We start from the raw sequence: 16594 nt of genomic DNA on the forward strand, positions 1-16594 counted from the left end.
CCCAGCCTGGCAGACTGTGGCCATGAAGTCGCGTGTGCTTGTGGTCGACGACGACACCGCCCTGGCAGAGATGATCGGCATCGTGCTGCGTACCGAGGGGTTCGAGCCCTCGTTCTGCGCGGACGGTGACGGGGCGCTCGCCGCGTTCCGGCAGACGCAGCCCGACCTGGTGCTCCTGGACCTCATGCTCCCGGGCAAGGACGGCACGGAGGTGTGCCGCGAGATCCGCGCCGAGTCCGGCGTGCCGATCATCATGCTCACCGCCAAGAGCGACACGGTGGACGTGGTGGTGGGGCTGGAGTCCGGCGCCGACGACTACGTCTCCAAGCCGTTCAAGCCCAAGGAGCTGGTGGCGCGCATCCGGGCGCGCCTGCGCCGCACCGAGGACCCGGGCCCGGAGAAGCTCCTGGTGGGGGACCTGGAGATCGACGTCACGGGCCACTCGGTGACCCGTGACGGCGAGCGCATCAGCCTCACGCCGCTGGAGTTCGACCTGCTCGTGGCGCTGGCGCGCAAGCCGTGGCAGGTCTTCACCCGCGAGGTGCTGCTGGAGAAGGTCTGGGGCTACCGGCACTCGGCCGACACCCGCCTGGTGAACGTGCACGTGCAGCGGCTGCGCTCGAAGGTGGAGCGCGACCCCGAGAACCCCGAGGTCGTGCTGACGGTCCGCGGCGTGGGCTACAAGGCCGGCGCACCTCGGTGACCAGCCTGTGGCGCAGGGCGCGCACCCGGCTCCTGCGGCGCACCCGCGCGATCGTGCACGGGTGGCGGTCGTCGATGCAGGCCCGGGTCATCACCAGCGCCCTCGCCATCGGCGTCGTCGCCGTCGCCGTGATCGGCACGTTCCTGTCCACCTCGATCCGTGACGGCCTGTACGACCAGCGGGTCCAGCAGCTCTCGGCGGAGTCGACCCGCGCCTCGGCGCAGGTGCGCGAGTCGTTCTCGTCGTCGCCCTCGACGTCGACGGCCGACGTGCAGGCGCTGCTGCTGCAGACGGTGGCCCGTCTGCAGGGCGGGGCGTCGAGCGCCGACGGCGCGTTCCTCCTCTCGGCGGGGGACGCCGCCTCGGCGGGCCTCAACGCCGTCGGCTCGCCGCAGGGCCTGGTGAGCCTGGTGACGCCGGAGCTGCGGGACGCGACGATCGACTCGGAGCACCAGACGTGGCAGTCGGTGCAGATCCCCGCGGCGTACACCGCGAGCGGCCACCCGGAGCCGGGCGTCGTGTTCGGCTCCGTGGTGGAGCCGCCGAGCGCCGGACGGTTCGGCATGTACCTGCTGTACTCGCTGCAGCCCGAGCAGGACACGCTGCGGTTCGTCCAGCGCACGCTGATGCTCGGCGGCGCGGCGATCCTCGCTCTCGTGGGGGCGATCACGTGGCTGGTGACGCGGCAGGCGGTCACCCCGGTGCGGCGGGCTGCGGCCACCGCGGCCCGGCTGGCCGACGGGCACCTGTCGGAGCGTATGCCGGGCAAGGGGCACGACGAGATGGCCACCCTGGCGCGCTCGTTCAACGAGATGGCCTCCAGCCTCCAGGACCAGATCCGGCGCATGGAGGACCTCTCGACGGCGCAGCGCCGGTTCGTCTCGGACGTCTCCCACGAGCTGCGCACCCCGCTGACCACCATCCGCATGGCCAGCGAGGTCATCCACGCCTCGCGCGACGAGCTGGACCCCGCCGCCCGCCGCTCGGCGGAGCTGCTGCAGACGCAGCTCGACCGGTTCGAGGAGCTGCTGGCCGACCTGCTGGAGATCTCCCGGTTCGACGCCGGGGCGGCGGTGCTCGACGTCGAGCAGCGCGACCTGGCCGGCATCGTCGCCGCGGTGGTGGACACGGCCACGCCGCTCGCCGAGCGCAAGGGCGTCTTCCTGTCCGTGGAGCTGCCCGACCAGCCGGCCACCGCCGACGTGGACCCCCGCCGGGTCGAGCGCATCCTGCGCAACCTCGTCGTGAACGCCGTCGAGCACGCCGAGGGCGGGCCGGTGGAGATCACCGTGGGTGGCGACGACCGTGCCGTCGCCGTCGTGGTGCGCGACCACGGTGTCGGCATGACGCCGCAGGAGGTGGCCCACGTGTTCGACCGGTTCTGGCGGGCCGACCCGGCCCGCGCCCGCACCACGGGCGGCAGCGGCCTGGGGCTGGCGATCGCCCTGGAGGACGCCCGCCTGCACGCCGGTCGCCTGGAGGCCTGGGGCCGGCCGGGCCAGGGGGCGAGCTTCCGGCTGACGCTGCCGCGCCGTGCCGGGATCCGCCTCGAGGAGCCGCCGCTGCCGCTGGTGCCGGAGCCGCGGGGCCTCGCGTCGGTGCGGACGGGACAGATCCCGGTGGTCAACCCGCCCACCGGCCCGACGCCGTCGGCGATCCCCGACCTGGCGGAGCTGCCGCTGGAAGAGCCCGCCGACGGCATGGAGGTGCCCCGATGAACCCCCGCGGCACGCTGGTGGCGGCCCTGACCGCGCTGGTGCTCCTGCTGTCCGCCTGCGCGTCGATCCCCAGCACCGGCAAGGTGCGCGAGGGACGGGTGGACGTCGAGCAGGGCGCCGACGTCGGCCAGGTCGCCGTGGGACCGGCGTCCGACGCCGAGCCGGACGCGATCGTGCGCGGCTTCCTGCTCGCGGCGCAGGCGGGCCCCACGTCGTCGACGCCGTTCAGCGTCGCCAAGGAGTACCTGACGCAGACCGCCGGCACGTCGTGGCGTCCCTACGCCCGCGTGGTGGTGCTCGACGGCTCGCCACAGCTCACCGTGGAACCGGTGGACGCCGAGGCGTCGACGGCGACGGTGCGCGCCTCGGGCCGCATCCTCGCGTCGCTGGACGAGCGGGGCGTGTACGCGGAGGCTCCGGCCCCGATGCCGCACGAGGTCACGTTCGAGCTGACGCGCACGGGCGGGCAGTGGCGGATCTCGTCGCTCGACGACGGCCTGATGGTGCCCTCGCAGGTGTTCACCTCGGCCTATCACTACACGCGCCTGTACTTCCCGACCCCCGACCTGCAGTCGTGGGTGCCGGACGTGCGCTGGTTCCCGCAGCAGACGTGGCGCACCAACGCCGTGCGCGAGGTGCTCGCGGGGCCGCCCGAGTGGCTCGGGGGAGCGGTGACGTCCGTGCTGCCTGAGGGCACCTCGCTGGCGATCGACGCCGTGGCGGTGGGCGCGGCGGGGACCGTCGAGGTCACCCTGACCGAGCAGGTCGCCGACGCGACCAGCCAGGAGCTCGCGCTGTTCCGGGCCCAGCTCCAGGCCACCCTCTCGGACAGCGGCGGGCACAGCTATCGCGTCGACCTGCTCGACGCGACCGGCCCGCTGGCCGGGTCCGAAGGGGTGTCGGTGCCGCGCGCCCCGCGCACGCTGGGCCCGGCGCTGGCCGTGCGCGACGGGCGGCTGTGGCGGGTGGAGGGCCGCAGCCTCACGGCCGCCGAGGATCTCGACGTCGATCTCTCCGGGCTGGACCCGACGGCGCTGGCCACGGGCCCGCAGACCGACCCCGTGGTGGTGCGGGACGGCACGGCCCGGATCGTGCGGGTCTCGGGCGGCCGGCAGACGGTGCTGCTGGAGGGGCCCGACCTCGTGGCGCCGTCGGTGGACCGGTACCGCGCGGTGTGGAGCGGCGTGCCCGGCGGGGCGCTCCAGGTGGTGCTGCCCTCGGGCAGCCGCTACCCGGTCACCGCGCCGTGGCTGGAGGACCGCACCGTGACGTCGTTGCGGGTCTCGCCCGACGGCGCACGGCTCGCGGTGGTGACGTCCGGGACGAGCGGCACGTCCGTCCAGGTGGCCGGCATCGTGCGCGACGCGCAGGGCGTGCCGACCAGCCTCACCGACCCCGTGACGGTGGGGGCCTCGGTGCACGGCGTCACCCAGGCGGTGTGGCAGGACGAGGCGGTGCTGGGCCTGCTCGGGGACGACGACGACGGCGGCCGCACCCTGTTCCTCAGCGGCGTGGGCGGCCTGGCGGGGGTGGGCGGTGCCCACTCGCGCGAGGTGGCGGGGCTCACGGGACCGGCCTCGGTGACCGCCTCGGTGGGGCTGGCGACCACGCTCGCGCTCGACGACGACGGCGTGCTGTACCAGCGGCAGTCGGCCGCGCTGTGGCCGGTGCTCGCCGAGCACGTGGACCTGGTGGCGTACCCGGGCTGACGCCCGGGGTGCAGGGTGGCCCGCGCGCGGGCTCGTCCCCAGGCGTGCCCAGACGTCCACAGGCGTGCCCGGCCGTGCCCGGCCGTCCACAGGCTCCCCCGGACGGCCCGTGCCGCCGCCGCTCCCGCGCCAGACTGCCGCCGTGCGCTCTCACGCAGGCCGCGGCCACCGGCCGTCCTCCCGCCCCGACGTCCCGCCCGGCCCGGTCCGTGCCGCGCTGGGCGACCTCGCCCGCCTCGTGGTGCCCGTCGCGTGCCCGGGCTGCGGCACGCCCGACGTGCCCTGGTGCGCGGGCTGCGCCCGGCTCGTGACGGGCGGCGCGCGGCGCGTCGAGACGCAGGTACCGCGCCTGGACCGGGTCGACGACGTCGCCCCGCTGCCCGTGTGGGCGCTGTCCCGTTACGAGGGCGGGGTCCGGGGCCTGGTCGTGGCGTGGAAGGACCGAGGACGCACCGACCTCGACCGGCTGCTGGCCCCTGCGACGCACGCCGCGGCCGCACGGCTCGCGCCGGCCGTGGGCACCGCCGTCGGGGCCCGGCCGCTGCTGGTGGTGCCGGCGCCGTCCACGGCGGCAGCCCGGCGCGAGCGCGCCCGCGAGCACCTGGCTCCCGTCGCCCGCGCCGTCGCAGGTGCCCTCGGCGGGCGCGTCGCCCCCGTGCTGCGCCGCGGTCGGGGCGGTGACCAGGTGGGCCTGGGCGCCCGGGCGCGCGGCGGCAACGTCGCGGTGCGCGTCGACGCCGGGGCCCTGGACCGCGCGAGGGCTCGGGCCGGCGGGCAGGGCGCCCCCGTGTGCCTGCTGGTCGACGACGTCGTCACCACCGGTGCCACGCTCGCCGCCGCGGAGCGGGCCCTCGGGCAGGCCGGGGCCGACGTCGTCGGGGCGCTCGTGCTGGCCGCCACGCCCGCCCCGGGAGAGCGTGCCCGCCCGCGCCCACGAGACCTTCACGAGACCCGGACGGGATCGATCGGCGACAGGCCGCGCCCTGCGCTGTCGCCCCCATGACCTGCGCGCTAACCTGGGTAGCCACCGGGAGAGGACGGCCTCTCCCGGTACCGACCGCACGCCCCGGGTCACGGCCCGGGCGCCCCACGGAGGTGGTGCCGAGACCGGCGTCCGCACGGACGCCGCAGAGCAGATCACACCGGGCGCCCGCAGGGGGCGGGCGCTCCCGCAGAGTGGAGGATCACGATGGAGATCGTCGTCGTCGGCAGGCACACGGACGTGACGGACCGGTTCCGCAGCCACGTGCAGAGCAAGCTCGACAAGATCACGCAGCTGGCGCCCACGGCGCAGCGCGTGGACGTCGAGGTCACGCACGAGGCCAACCCCAAGCTGGCGGACGTGAGCGAGCGTGTCGAGCTCACCGTCCGCGCCAAGGGGCCCGTGATCCGGGCGGAGGCGGCCGCGGACGACCGCAACGCGGCCCTGGACATCGCCCTCGACAAGCTCGTGGAACGGCTGCGACGCACGCGTGACCGCCGCAAGGACCACCGCCGCAACTACGTGCTGGCCCCGGTGGACGTGCGCTCCTACGACGCGGTCCAGGCCGCCGAGCCGGAGCCCGAGCCGCAGACACCCCGGCTGGAGAAGGACGGCGACGCCGTCGAGAAGCAGCTCGGTGACTCGCCGGTGATGATCCGCCAGAAGCTCCACCACGCCGAGCCCATGACGGTGGACGACGCCGTGTACCAGATGGAGATGGTGGGGCACGACTTCTTCCTCTTCATCGACAAGGAGTCGGCCCGCCCGTCGGCGGTCTACAAGCGCAAGGGCTGGACGTACGGCGTCATCACGCTCGACTCCAAGGTCGACGGCCTGGAACCGGTCAGCGACCTGACCTGACCTGAGCCGGACCTGCGCGCGTGTCGGTGGCGGCGGGCACCCTGACCGGGTGACCGCCGCCACCGCCGTCTCCACGCCCGCCCGGCCTCGCCGCCCCGAACGGCTGACGCTCCGCCAGGCGCGCCGCGTGGCGCTCGCCGCCCAGGGGCTGCACCGGCCCCGCCCGACCGCAGGGCCCGACGGCCCGGGGCTGCGACAGGTCACGGCGGCCGTGCGGCGCCTGGGGCTGCTGCAGATCGACTCGGTCAACGTGCTGGCCCGCGCCCACCTGGTGCCCCTCTTCTCCCGTCTGGGCCCGTACGACGTCGGGCTGCTCGACCGTCTGCACTCGCGGGCGCCGCGGCGCCTGGTCGAGGCGTGGGCGCACGAGGCGTCGTTCGTGCCCGTCGAGACGTGGCCGCTGCTGGAGTGGCGACGGCGCGCCTACCGCGACCACGCCTGGGGCTCCATCGCGCGGGTGCCGCAGCAGCACCCCCGCGAGCTGGCGCTGGTGCGCGAGATCGTCGCCGCCCAGGGCCCGGTCACCGCCGGGCAGGTGCACGACCTGCTCGAGGCAGCCGGGGGAGCGGGCCGCCCCGACAAGGTGGACTGGGGGTGGAACTGGACCGCCGCCAAGCAGGTGCTCGAGTACCTCTTCTTCACGGGGGAGGTGGTCGCCGCCGGGCGCACCACCGCGTTCGAGCGCCGCTACGACCTGCCCGAGCGGGTGCTGCCGCCGCAGGTGCTGGCTCAGCCCGCGCCGTCGGAGGCCGACGCCGTGCGCGAGCTCCTGGCGATCGGCGCGCGCGCCCACGGTGTCGGCACCCTGCGCGACCTGAGGGACTACTTCCGGCTGCGCCGCGGCGGCACCGTCGCCCTGGCCCGCCGCGGTGCCGCGGAGCTGGTCGAGGACGGCGTGCTGGTGCCGGTCGACGTCGAGGGCCTGCGTGGCCCCTGGTACCTGCACCGGGACGCTGCGGTGCCGCGCCGGGCGGAGGCGGCGGCGCTGCTGAGCCCGTTCGACCCCCTGGTGTTCGAGCGCACCCGGCTCGAGGAGCTGTTCGGCACCACCTACCGCATCGAGATCTACGTGCCGGCAGCCCAGCGCGTGCACGGCTACTACGTGCTGCCGTTCCTCGAGGGCGAGCGCGTCACCGCCCGCGTGGACCTCAAGGCGGACCGGCAGGCGGCCGCCGGCGCCGGGGTGCTGCGGGTGCAGTCCGCGCACGCCGAGCCGCACCTCGACGCGGGCGACCGGCCGCGCACGGCCGCGCGGCTGGCCGCCGAGCTGCTCCTCGTGGCACGGTGGCTGGGTCTCGGCGACGTCACGGTCGCGCCGGCGGGCGATCTCGCCCCGGAGCTGACGACGGTGCTGGCCGCGGCGCTCCGGCGGGCATGACGCGGCGGCCGTCCCGTTCGCCCCACGGCGAACCAGGCCCGGAGCCCAGGCTCGGGGGCCTACGATGGTTCGGGTGTGACCCAGGGAACGACTCCGTCGTCCCGCGTCCGGAGGTCACCACGCCGGCTCAGCCCGGCGGGCTCACGGACACCGACATGGACGCACGGCCGGCCGCCGGCCGGGCGCGACCGACTAGGAGAACTGCGTGCCTGCGATCCTCGAGAAGGTCCTTCGGCTCGGCGAGGGCCGGATCGTCAAGAAGCTGCACGGGCTCGCCCAGCAGGTCAACAGCCTGGAGCCCAGCTTTCAGGAGCTGACCGACGAGGAGCTGCGTGAGGAGACGGGCCGCTTCAAGGAGCGGCTGGCGCACGGCGAGAAGCTCGACGACCTCCTCCCGGAGGCGTTCGCCACGGTGCGCGAGGCCGCGCGCCGCACGCTCGGCCAGCGCCACTTCGACGTGCAGCTCATGGGCGGCGCCGCCCTGCACCTGGGCAACATCGCCGAGATGCGGACCGGTGAGGGCAAGACCCTCGTGGCCACCACCGCCGCCTACCTCAACGCCCTCGAGGGCAAGGGCGTCCACGTCGTCACCACCAACGACTACCTGGCCAAGTACCAGGGCGAGCTCATGGGCCGCGTCTACCGGTTCCTCGGGATGAGCACGGGCGTCATCCTGTCGGGCCAGACGCCGGCAGAGCGCCGCGAGCAGTACGCCGCCGACATCACCTACGGCACCAACAACGAGTTCGGCTTCGACTACCTGCGCGACAACATGGCGTGGTCGACCGACGACCTGGTCCAGCGCGGCCACCACTTCGCCATCGTGGACGAGGTGGACTCGATCCTCATCGACGAGGCCCGCACGCCGCTCATCATCTCCGGCCCGGCCTCCGGTGACGCCAACCGCTGGTACAACGAGTTCGCCAAGGTGGTGCGCCGCCTCAACCTCGGCACCGACTACGAGGTCGACGAGAAGAAGCGGACCGTGGGCGTGCTCGAGCCGGGCATCGCCAAGGTCGAGGACTACCTCGGCATCGACAACCTCTACGAGTCGCTCAACACGCCCCTGATCGGGTTCCTCAACAACGCGATCAAGGCCAAGGAGCTGTTCAAGCGCGACAAGGACTACGTCGTCATGAGCGGCGAGGTCATGATCGTCGACGAGCACACCGGCCGCATCCTGCCCGGTCGCCGCTACAACGAGGGCATGCACCAGGCCATCGAGGCCAAGGAGGGCGTGCAGATCAAGGCCGAGAACCAGACGCTCGCCACGATCACGCTGCAGAACTACTTCCGCCTCTACGACAAGCTCGCCGGCATGACCGGTACGGCCGAGACCGAGGCCGCCGAGTTCCAGGGCACCTACAAGCTCGGCGTCGTGCCCATCCCCACGAACCGGCCCATGCAGCGCATCGACCAGCCCGACCTCGTCTACAAGAACGAGGAGGGCAAGTTCAACGCCGTCGTCGACGACATCGTCGAGCGCCACGCCAAGGGGCAGCCGGTCCTGGTCGGCACCACCAGCGTCGAGAAGTCCGAGTACCTCTCGAACCTGCTGCGCAAGGCCGGCGTGCCGCACTCGGTGCTCAACGCCAAGGAGCACGAGCGCGAGGCGTCGGTCGTGGCGCTCGCCGGCCGCAAGGGCGCCGTCACCGTGGCCACCAACATGGCCGGCCGCGGTACGGACATCATGCTCGGTGGCAACGCGGAGTTCCTCGCCGTGCAGGAGATGGCCGAGCGCGGGTACGACGCCGCGGAGAACCCCGAGGAGTACGAGGCCGTGTGGCCCGAGGTCCTCGAGAAGGCCAAGGAGGCCGTGCAGGCCGAGCACGAGGAGGTCAAGGCGCTCGGCGGCCTGTACGTGCTGGGCACCGAGCGGCACGAGTCGCGCCGCATCGACAACCAGCTCCGCGGCCGTTCCGGCCGTCAGGGCGACCCGGGCGAGTCCCGGTTCTACCTGTCGATGCAGGACGACCTCATGCGCCTGTTCAACTCGAACCTGGCCGAGGCCATGATGAACCGGGCCGGGTTCCCGGACGACATGCCCCTCGAGTCGAAGATGGTCACGCGCGGCATCCAGTCCGCGCAGGCCCAGGTCGAGTCGCGCAACTTCGAGATCCGCAAGAACGTCCTCAAGTACGACGACGTCCTGTCGCGCCAGCGCGAGGTCATCTACTCCGAGCGCCGCCGCGTGCTCGAGGGCGAGGACCTGCAGGACCAGGTGCAGCACTTCCTCACCGACGTCATCACGGCGTACGTGGACGGCGCCACCTCCGAGGGCAGCCCCGAGTCGTGGGACCTGGACGGCCTGTGGACGGCCCTGCGCTCGGTCTACCCCGTCTCGATCACCGTCGAGGACGTGGTGGGCGAGGCCGGCGGCATCGGCGGGCTCTCGCGCGAGATGGTGCTCGAGGAGCTGCTGTCCGACGCCCGCGTCGCCTACCAGACGCGCGAGGAGGAGCTCGGCGAGGCCGCGATGCGCCAGCTCGAGCGCCGCGTCGTGCTGTCCGTGCTGGACCGCAAGTGGCGCGAGCACCTCTACGAGATGGACTACCTCAAGGAGGGCATCGGCCTGCGAGCCATGGCCCAGCGCGACCCGCTGGTCGAGTACCAGCGCGAGGGCTACCTGCTCTTCCAGGCCATGACCGAGGCCATCAAGGAAGAGTCCGTCGGCTTCCTGTTCAACCTCGAGGTCCAGGTGCAGCAGCAGGGGGCCGACGGCGCCCCGACGGTGACCGCTGCCAGCGCCGCGGCCACGGCCCAGGCGGCCCCGGCGCTCACCGTGCCCCCGGCCCCCACCGGCCAGCAGGCGCCCGCGGAGCCCCCGGCGGGCTCGCCCGCGGCGGCTGCCGCGCAGGACCCGCAGGTCGCCGCGGTGGCCGAGTCCACGCCGGGCGGCCGACCGGCGGCCGCGGCCTCCCAGGGCGAGCCCGTGCTGGTCGGCAACGGCCTGGACGGTCCCCCGCGCCAGGTCCCGCTGTCGTTCAGCGGCCCCGGCGAGGACGGCTCCGCCGTGGGCGGTGGCGACGCCGCCCGCTCGCGCCGGGCGCTGCACGGCGAGGCGCAGGCGCCGGAGAGCGACGGTCGGTCCTTCCCCGGCACGCCCCGCAACGCCCAGTGCCCGTGCGGCTCGGGCAAGAAGTACAAGGTGTGCCACGGGGTGAACGAGGTCTGACACCTCCCCGCCGCTGACGGCGAGAGCCCCCACCGGGTCCCGGTGGGGGCTCTCGCCGTCAGTGCGCCGTCGTCAGTGCGCCGTCGTCAGCCGAGCTCCAGCACGGCGACCCTCCACTGCCCGCGCCGGGCCTCCAGCCGCACGGCTGCGGCACGCACCCGGCCGCCGTCGTCGAGGACCACCGTCGCCTCGGCGCTCTCGCCGTGCCGCTCGAGCCGCACGCGCCGCACCTGCACCGGACGGCGCCCCGCAGGCTGGGCGGTCGTGCTGGCCGGCGCCTCGCGCACCAGGCGGGCGCGCTCCGTGAGCTGGTCCAGCACGACGGGGGTCACCCAGCGGGTCAGCTGTGCCGCCGGTCGGTCGCCGCGCAGCACCTCGGCGGCCGCGCGCACCACCGCGCAGCACATCGCCGTCGGGTCCGGGAGCGGCGCGGCCGGGCGTTCGACGACGGGGCGTGCGGCGGCGGCCTCCTGCATCTCGTCGACCTCCACCGGCAGGCGCCGGTCGGTGCCCAGGCGCACCGTGCGCACCCGCGGAGGACGCACGCTCGGCTCGACGCGACGGCCTGGAGCGGGTGGGACGGGACCCACGCGCAGGGGGCGGCGGGACGCCGGGCCGTGGTTCGTGGTGGTGGGGGAGAGCGTGCTCATGAGGTCCTCCAGCAGGGGGCGGCAGAGGTGCGACGGGCGGGCCGGCGCGACGGCGGCAAGTACGGCGGCGCCATCAGGCGCGGTGAGGCGGGTGTCAGGCCGGGGCCCGGAGCACCTGCCCGGGGAGGATGACGTCGGGGTCCGCGCCGATCACGTCGCGGTTCACGTCGTGCCAGCGCACGGTCTCCGCGAGGATCTGGGCGTCGGTCGGGGTGCCGCCGAGCGCCCGGGCGGCGATGTCCCACAGGGTGTCGCCGCGCAGCACCACGAGGGTGCCGTCAGGGCCGACCTCGCGGGTAGACGTGCGTGCGTCGGTGCCCGTGCTCTCGCCCGGGCTGGTGCTCACGGGCGAGGCGGTGCCGGTCGCCGGTGCCGGCGCTCCCGCGGTGCCCGACGGGTTCGGCTCGGTGGCGGGCGGCGACGACGAGGAGGTGCCGGCGGGCGGTGAGGACACGGCCGTGGTGCCCGCGACGGCGGAGCCCGTCGTGCTCGTGGTGCCGATGCTCGTGGTGCCGGTGGCCGTCGTCGCCGCCGCTCCCCCCGGAACCGACGCCGGGGTCGGCGCGTCCGGCCGAGGCCGGGTGCCCTCCTGCCCGTCGGTCGGGGTGCTCGCGCCGACGGTGCGCGCCTCGGCCGGGTGCTGCTGGCCGGGCGGGGGCACCGCGGCGGTGCCCTCAGGGGAGGCGGCGGGGCCGGGCCGGGTGACGCCGGCCGGGTCGTGGGCCGTGCTGGCCGCAGCGTCGACGTCTCCCGCGCTCACGGGAGGCTGGCCGTCGTCGGCGGTGCTGGTCGTGGTGCTGCTCGCGGTGCTGCTCGCGGTGGTGGCGGGCGTGGTGGGCTGCCAGGCCAGGTCCAGGGTGACAGGGGTCGAGGCCCCGTCGTCGCTGCCGTGGGCTGGTGCCTCGCTGGCGAACGCCGCGGTGGGGCCGAGGGCCAGGCCGACCCCCACGCCCATCCCGACGCCGGCGCGGACGAGGCGGCGCACGACGCCGGGGGCCAGCCGGGCGACGGCGGCCTCCCCGGCGCGCCAGCGCACGCCCACGCCGGAGGCGGCGACCACGGCGAGCCCGAGGAGGGCGCCGAGCGCGACCCAGGCGGCGGCCAGCGCGGTGCCACCGACCACGGCGAGCTCCACCCAGTCCTCCACGCGAGCGGCGGGGGAGAGTGCCGCAGGCGCCGTGGTGGTGGCACGGGTGCCGAGCAGGACGGCGGCCGTGCCGAGCCCGAGGGTCAGGGCGAGCAGCGCTCCCACGCTCTGGCCGGGAGTGCCTGCCGGGCGTGCCGTGCGTGTGCCCACCGTGTGCTCCGTCCCCGTCCCACCTGTCCCGGTGATGACGTTTGATGTCGTTTGATGACGGAAGACAACCACAAGCGACGCATGATGTCTACAGCGTGCTGCTGGTCCGCCGTCGGGCATGGCACCCTGGGCGCCGCGACGACGGCGCACCGCGCGCCAGGACGAAGGAGGCGACGACCATCGACGGGCCCGCACGCTGGGAGCTGCTGTTCGCCGACCTCGAGGCCCAGCTCGCCGCGCAGGAGCAGGCGGAGCGCGACGGCGCCGTCGCCGAGCTCACGCGGGCCGAGCACGCCAGCATCCCGCTCGCCGACCGCCTCCGGGCCGCCCTCGGTGCGCCGCTCACCCTCGAGCTGCGCGACGGGGAGGCGGTCCAGGGCGTCGTCCGCCGCACCGCCGCGGCATGGGTGCTCCTGGAGGGGCGCGGCGCGGGCGGCAGGGTGGAGCACCTCGTCCCGCTGGCGGCCGTCACGGGCGTGACGGGGCTCGGGCGGGCAGCGGTGGCCTCCATGGCCCGCACCGACGCCCTCGGCCTGGGCACGGTGCTGCGGGGGCTCCAGCGGGACCGCGCGCGCGTCGTGGTGCGCACGGCGGCGGGGCAGGCCGTCGGTCGGCTGGCGAGGGTGGGCAAGGACCACCTCGACCTCGAGGAGACCGACCGCGTGCCCGCACGGCTGCGTGTCGTCCCGTTCGCCGCGCTGCTGCGCGTCAGCCAGACGTGACACCCCCGAGGGGGCGGCGGCTACACCTCGCCCGAGGCGATGCGCTCGCGGGTACGGGCGTACTGGCGCTCGATGTAGGCCTCGAGCTCGCTCGCCTCCACCCGCCACACGCCCTTGCCGCCGATCTGGATCGCCGGCAGCTCCCCGCTGCGCACGAGCGCGTAGGCCTGGCGCGCGGAGATGTTCAGCATCTCCTCGACCTCGGCGAGAGAGAGGAATCGGGCGGCCATGCCGTCAGTCTCGCACAGCGACGTACGCACAGGACGCTGGGACGCGGTTGTCCACACCCGATGTGTGCTGGGCGCTCTGGGTGCGCCATGATGTCCGCTGCCGACCTGGCACGTGTCAGCCATGCCACCAGCCACGCGTCAGCCCGTATGTCGGCCCCGTGTGCCCGCCGTGCCCCTGCGATCCCTGTGATCCCTGCGAGGAAGAGACAGCCGTGACCTCCGAGACCCTCCCTGCGCCCGTGGCGGCCCGTCTGCGGCGACCCACCTGGCGCGACCCGCGGCTCGTCGTCGGCGTCGTGCTCGTCGCCCTCGCCGTGGCCCTCGGGTCGTGGGCCGTGTCCGCCGCCTCGCGCACGGTCCCGGTGTGGGCGGCGGACGCCCCGCTCACCCCCGGCGAGCCGCTGTCGGCGGCCGCCCTGCGCACCGTCGACGTGCGCCTCGGCGGCGGGGCCGACCTGTACCTGCCCGCCGACACGCCGCTGCCCGCGGACGCCGTCGTCACCCGGGTGGTGCAGCCGGGCGAGCTGGTGGCGCGCTCGGCCGTCGGAGCGGCGGCCGACGTCGACCTGCGGTCGGTCGCGGTCCCCGTCAGCGGCGGCCTCTCCGACCGGATCCGCAAGGGTCGCGTCGTGGACCTCTGGTTCGTCCCCGCTCCCGCCCGCACCCCCGGCACCGAGGCGCCCCAGCCGCGGTCGGTCGTCGAGGGCGTGCTGGTCGAGCAGGTCGACGCCGCCTCGACCGGGCTCGTGGTCGGGTCCACCGCGACGCTCCACGTGCTGGTCCCCACCGACGAGCTCCCCTCCGTGCTCGGGGCGCTGGGGGCCGACGGCAGCGTGACGGTGGTGCCGGCCGCGGGGAACGCGTCCTGATGGCCGCCACGGTCACCGTGCTGTGCGCCGTCCGCGGGGCGGCCGAGACCGACGTCGTCCTCGCCCTCGGCGAGCCCGGCGCGAACGTCCTCGTCACCCGCCGGTGCGGGGACGTGGTCGAGCTCCTCGCCGGCGCCCAGGCGGGCGCCGGTGCCGTCGCGCTCGTCTCCGGCGACCTGCCCGGCCTGGACCGCGAGACCGTCGCCCGCCTGCACGCGGCCGACGTCCGCGTCGTGGCGCTCGCCGACGGCGCGGCCCCCGACCGGCTGCGGGCGCTGGGCGCCGACGTGGTGGTCGAGGGCGTCGTCGGCCCGGCGGTCGTGGCACGCCTGGCCGGCGTGGTGCGTGACGCCGCGACAGCGCTGCCCGCAGGCCGGAGCGACCGGCCGGCGACCGGGGCGCTGCCGGTCGCCCCGGCCGGCACCGGGCCGGGTACCGCGGAGGCCGCGGACGCCGCAGGCACGGCCGGACCCGAGGGAGCGGACGAGGCCGGTGACGGCCCGCACCCCGGAGCGCGGGCCGAGGCCCGCCCCCGAGCGGACGCGCCCCGCGACGACGCACCGGAGGAGGGCGCAGCGCAGGGGGACGACGCCCCCGGGCGCGTCGTGGCCGTCTGGGGGCCGGTCGGTGCCCCGGGCCGCTCCACGGTGGCGCTCGAGCTGGCCGCCGAGCTGGCAGGGCTGGCGGGCGCGGCGTCCCGGCGAGGGCGGCGCGGCACGCGTGCGGCCGCCGCGCCCGCTGTCGCGCCGGCCTCCGCGTCGGGCGCCCCCTCCGAGACCGGGCCAGGCTCCGCTGCGGCCGGCAGCACGGCCGGCGCACCCCACCCGGCCGCCGACCCGCGGCCGGCCCTCCTGGTCGACGCGGACACCTACGGCTCCTCGCTGTCCGTGCGCCTCGGCCTCCTGGACGACGCGCCCGGCATCGCCGCCGTCGCGCGCGCCGCCGGGCAGGGGACGCTCGACCTGCCCACCCTCGCGCGGCACAGCCCCTTCGTCGCCCCGAACCTGCGCGTGCTGACCGGCCTGACCCGGGCGGCCCGGTGGCCGGAGCTGCCCGGCTCCTCCCTCGAGGTGGTCCTCGAACGGGCCCGCGAGCTCGCCGCCTGGACCGTGGTGGACACCGCCGCCCTGCTCGAGACGGACGAGCTGCTCATGTATGACACCCATGCCCCGCAGCGCAACGCCGCCACCCTCGCGGCGCTCGCAGCCGCCGACGCCGTGGTGGTGGTCGGCGCCGCGGACCCGGTCGGCATCCAGCGTCTCGTGCGCGGCCTGGAGGAGCTCCGGGAGGTGTCCGTCCCGGTGGGGCGGCCCGCGGCCGTCGTCGTCAACCGCGCCCGGGCTTCCGCGGTGGGTCCTCGGCCCGAGGCAGCCGTCCGGGAGGCGATGGCCCGCTATGCCGGGCTGGAGGACGTCGTCGTGGTGCCCGACGACCAGCCGGCGCTCGATGCCGCCCTGCTCGCAGGCCGGACGCTTGCCGAGCACGCGCCGGCCTCGCCGGCCCGCACCGCGATCGCCGCGGTGGCCGAGCGTCTGCGTGCCGGCGTGCCGGTCGGCTGAGCCGGACCGGCCTCGCGGCGGCAGGCGGCGACACGGCCACGCGCACCGGGTCGCACGGCCCGGCACGGCAGACTGTGCACATGCGCCTGTACGTGCCTGCCACGCTCGACGACCTCGAGCCCGCCGTCGTCTCCGCCACGGCCGCCTCCTGGACCGTGCCCGCCGGGACCGCCCACGCCGTCACCCCGGCGCTGGCGGCGTCCCTGCCCGGGGAGGACGTCGAGGGGCTCGAGTGGCACGCGTTCCTCGCGGCCGCCCACGACTCGCTGGTGCGCCTCGCGGGTTCGGCGGGCGGGGCGGTGCCGCTGCGCGTGGTGGTCACCGTCGAGGTGCCCGACGACGCGGTCGTGGTGCCGGCGGGCGGCGTCGAGGGCGGCGCCGACGTGCCCTCGCGGGTGCAGGTCTCCCGGGACCTGCCCGGGACGGCCCTGGTGGCCGTGCACGTGGACGAGCCGGAGGCGGCGGAGGACGTCGCGGACGTGCTGCGGGCCGCCGACGAGGAGAGCGACGCGGACGCCTCGGGCGGCGTCGCGCAGGAGTCTCAGGGCGCGTTCGACGACGCGCTCCAGCGGGTCACGGACCGTGACCTGCTCTGGTACGACCCGAGCGAGATCCCCGCGATCCCACGCCCCTGAGAAGCGCCGCGTCAGCCGGAGGGCCGCCGTCAGACGGTATGGGGGTCTGGGGCGTAGCCCTGGGTCGCTGGGACGGGGCCTCGCTATGAAAGTCGTGGGTTACCGA

General features: G+C 75.6%; 14 protein-coding genes. 11 read left to right on the top strand and 3 right to left on the bottom strand.

From position 1 onward, the window contains the following. Nucleotides 1-22 precede the first annotated feature (22 nt). The 7 genes from mtrA (at nucleotide 23) to secA (ending at nucleotide 10526) form a co-directional block, all read left to right on the top strand. Nucleotides 23-703, top strand: a complete 681-nt coding sequence (gene mtrA / locus DNL40_RS15940) for an MtrAB system response regulator MtrA (RefSeq protein ID WP_111252255.1) — start codon at nucleotides 23-25, stop codon at nucleotides 701-703. Continuing rightward, nucleotides 700-2421: an MtrAB system histidine kinase MtrB gene (mtrB, locus tag DNL40_RS15945; RefSeq protein ID WP_425450795.1), complete on the top strand. Its 1722-nt coding sequence runs from the start codon at nucleotides 700-702 to the stop codon at nucleotides 2419-2421. Before mtrA ends, mtrB begins: the two co-directional genes overlap by 4 nt. Next, a complete protein-coding gene (locus tag DNL40_RS15950; protein WP_111252256.1) occupies nucleotides 2418-4130 on the top strand; it encodes an LpqB family beta-propeller domain-containing protein in 1713 nt (570 codons plus the stop codon). The genes mtrB and DNL40_RS15950 overlap by 4 nt, the downstream gene beginning before the upstream one ends. A 142-nt stretch (nucleotides 4131-4272) precedes the next feature. After that, on the top strand, nucleotides 4273-5133 hold the full coding sequence (locus DNL40_RS15955; RefSeq protein WP_245885999.1) for a ComF family protein: 861 nt from the start codon (nucleotides 4273-4275) through the stop codon (nucleotides 5131-5133). Nucleotides 5134-5319: 186 nt separating this feature from the next. Further along, a complete protein-coding gene (gene hpf / locus DNL40_RS15960; protein ID WP_111252257.1) occupies nucleotides 5320-5973 on the top strand; it encodes a ribosome hibernation-promoting factor, HPF/YfiA family in 654 nt (217 codons plus the stop codon). 49 nt (nucleotides 5974-6022) lie between these two features. Next, complete coding sequence (locus DNL40_RS15965) at nucleotides 6023-7351, top strand: winged helix-turn-helix domain-containing protein (protein WP_111252258.1); 1329 nt, start codon at nucleotides 6023-6025, stop codon at nucleotides 7349-7351. Between the two features lie 205 nt (nucleotides 7352-7556). Further along, nucleotides 7557-10526, top strand: coding sequence for a preprotein translocase subunit SecA (secA, locus tag DNL40_RS15970; RefSeq protein ID WP_111252259.1), 2970 nt, complete (start codon nucleotides 7557-7559; stop codon nucleotides 10524-10526). Between the two features lie 86 nt (nucleotides 10527-10612). Here the strand turns inward: secA and DNL40_RS15975 are convergent, their stop codons facing one another. Together DNL40_RS15975 and DNL40_RS15980 are read right to left on the bottom strand one after the other, a co-directional pair. After that, entirely contained in the window at nucleotides 10613-11176 is a 564-nt protein-coding gene (locus tag DNL40_RS15975) for an Rv3235 family protein (protein ID WP_111252260.1), read from the bottom strand. A 94-nt stretch (nucleotides 11177-11270) separates the two neighbouring features. Beyond that, nucleotides 11271-12473 (bottom strand): LysM peptidoglycan-binding domain-containing protein, encoded by a 1203-nt coding sequence (locus DNL40_RS15980; protein ID WP_111252261.1) that lies wholly within the window; start codon nucleotides 12471-12473, stop codon nucleotides 11271-11273. A gap of 44 nt (nucleotides 12474-12517) precedes the next feature. Here DNL40_RS15980 and DNL40_RS15985 point away from each other — a divergent pair, with 44 nt between their 5' ends. After that, complete coding sequence (locus DNL40_RS15985; RefSeq protein WP_245886000.1) at nucleotides 12518-13195, top strand: hypothetical protein; 678 nt, start codon at nucleotides 12518-12520, stop codon at nucleotides 13193-13195. A 20-nt stretch (nucleotides 13196-13215) separates the two neighbouring features. On the opposite strand, the gene DNL40_RS15990 is transcribed toward DNL40_RS15985, so the two are convergent. Further along, nucleotides 13216-13425 (bottom strand): helix-turn-helix domain-containing protein, encoded by a 210-nt coding sequence (locus DNL40_RS15990; protein WP_111252262.1) that lies wholly within the window; start codon nucleotides 13423-13425, stop codon nucleotides 13216-13218. Nucleotides 13426-13637: 212 nt separating this feature from the next. Between DNL40_RS15990 and DNL40_RS15995 the strand changes: the two genes are divergently transcribed. The 3 genes from DNL40_RS15995 (at nucleotide 13638) to DNL40_RS16005 (ending at nucleotide 16488) form a co-directional block, all read left to right on the top strand. Then, nucleotides 13638-14294: a CpaB family protein gene (locus tag DNL40_RS15995; RefSeq protein ID WP_111252263.1), complete on the top strand. Its 657-nt coding sequence runs from the start codon at nucleotides 13638-13640 to the stop codon at nucleotides 14292-14294. After that, nucleotides 14294-15853 (top strand): hypothetical protein, encoded by a 1560-nt coding sequence (locus DNL40_RS16000; RefSeq protein ID WP_111252264.1) that lies wholly within the window; start codon nucleotides 14294-14296, stop codon nucleotides 15851-15853. The genes DNL40_RS15995 and DNL40_RS16000 overlap by 1 nt, the downstream gene beginning before the upstream one ends. Nucleotides 15854-15933: 80 nt before the next feature. Beyond that, complete coding sequence (locus DNL40_RS16005; RefSeq protein WP_111252265.1) at nucleotides 15934-16488, top strand: DUF6912 family protein; 555 nt, start codon at nucleotides 15934-15936, stop codon at nucleotides 16486-16488. Nucleotides 16489-16594: the final 106 nt, after the last annotated feature.

The sequence above is a fragment of the Xylanimonas oleitrophica genome (assembly GCF_003244315.1).
Taxonomy (GTDB): domain Bacteria; phylum Actinomycetota; class Actinomycetes; order Actinomycetales; family Cellulomonadaceae; genus Xylanimonas_A; species Xylanimonas_A oleitrophica.

What these genes read in the sequence shown, in the direction of transcription:
- mtrA (WP_111252255.1), top strand. Translation starts at nt 23, where the DNA reads ATGAAGTCGCGTGTGCTTGTGGTCGACGACGACACCGCCCTGGCAGAG.
- hpf (WP_111252257.1), top strand. Translation starts at nt 5,320, where the DNA reads ATGGAGATCGTCGTCGTCGGCAGGCACACGGACGTGACGGACCGGTTC.
- DNL40_RS15985 (WP_245886000.1), top strand. Translation starts at nt 12,518, where the DNA reads ATGTCGTTTGATGACGGAAGACAACCACAAGCGACGCATGATGTCTAC.
- DNL40_RS16005 (WP_111252265.1), top strand. Translation starts at nt 15,934, where the DNA reads ATGCGCCTGTACGTGCCTGCCACGCTCGACGACCTCGAGCCCGCCGTC.
- DNL40_RS15950 (WP_111252256.1), top strand. Translation starts at nt 2,418, where the DNA reads ATGAACCCCCGCGGCACGCTGGTGGCGGCCCTGACCGCGCTGGTGCTC.
- DNL40_RS15990 (WP_111252262.1), bottom strand. Translation starts at nt 13,425, where the DNA reads ATGGCCGCCCGATTCCTCTCTCTCGCCGAGGTCGAGGAGATGCTGAAC.
- DNL40_RS15975 (WP_111252260.1), bottom strand. Translation starts at nt 11,176, where the DNA reads ATGAGCACGCTCTCCCCCACCACCACGAACCACGGCCCGGCGTCCCGC.
- DNL40_RS16000 (WP_111252264.1), top strand. Translation starts at nt 14,294, where the DNA reads ATGGCCGCCACGGTCACCGTGCTGTGCGCCGTCCGCGGGGCGGCCGAG.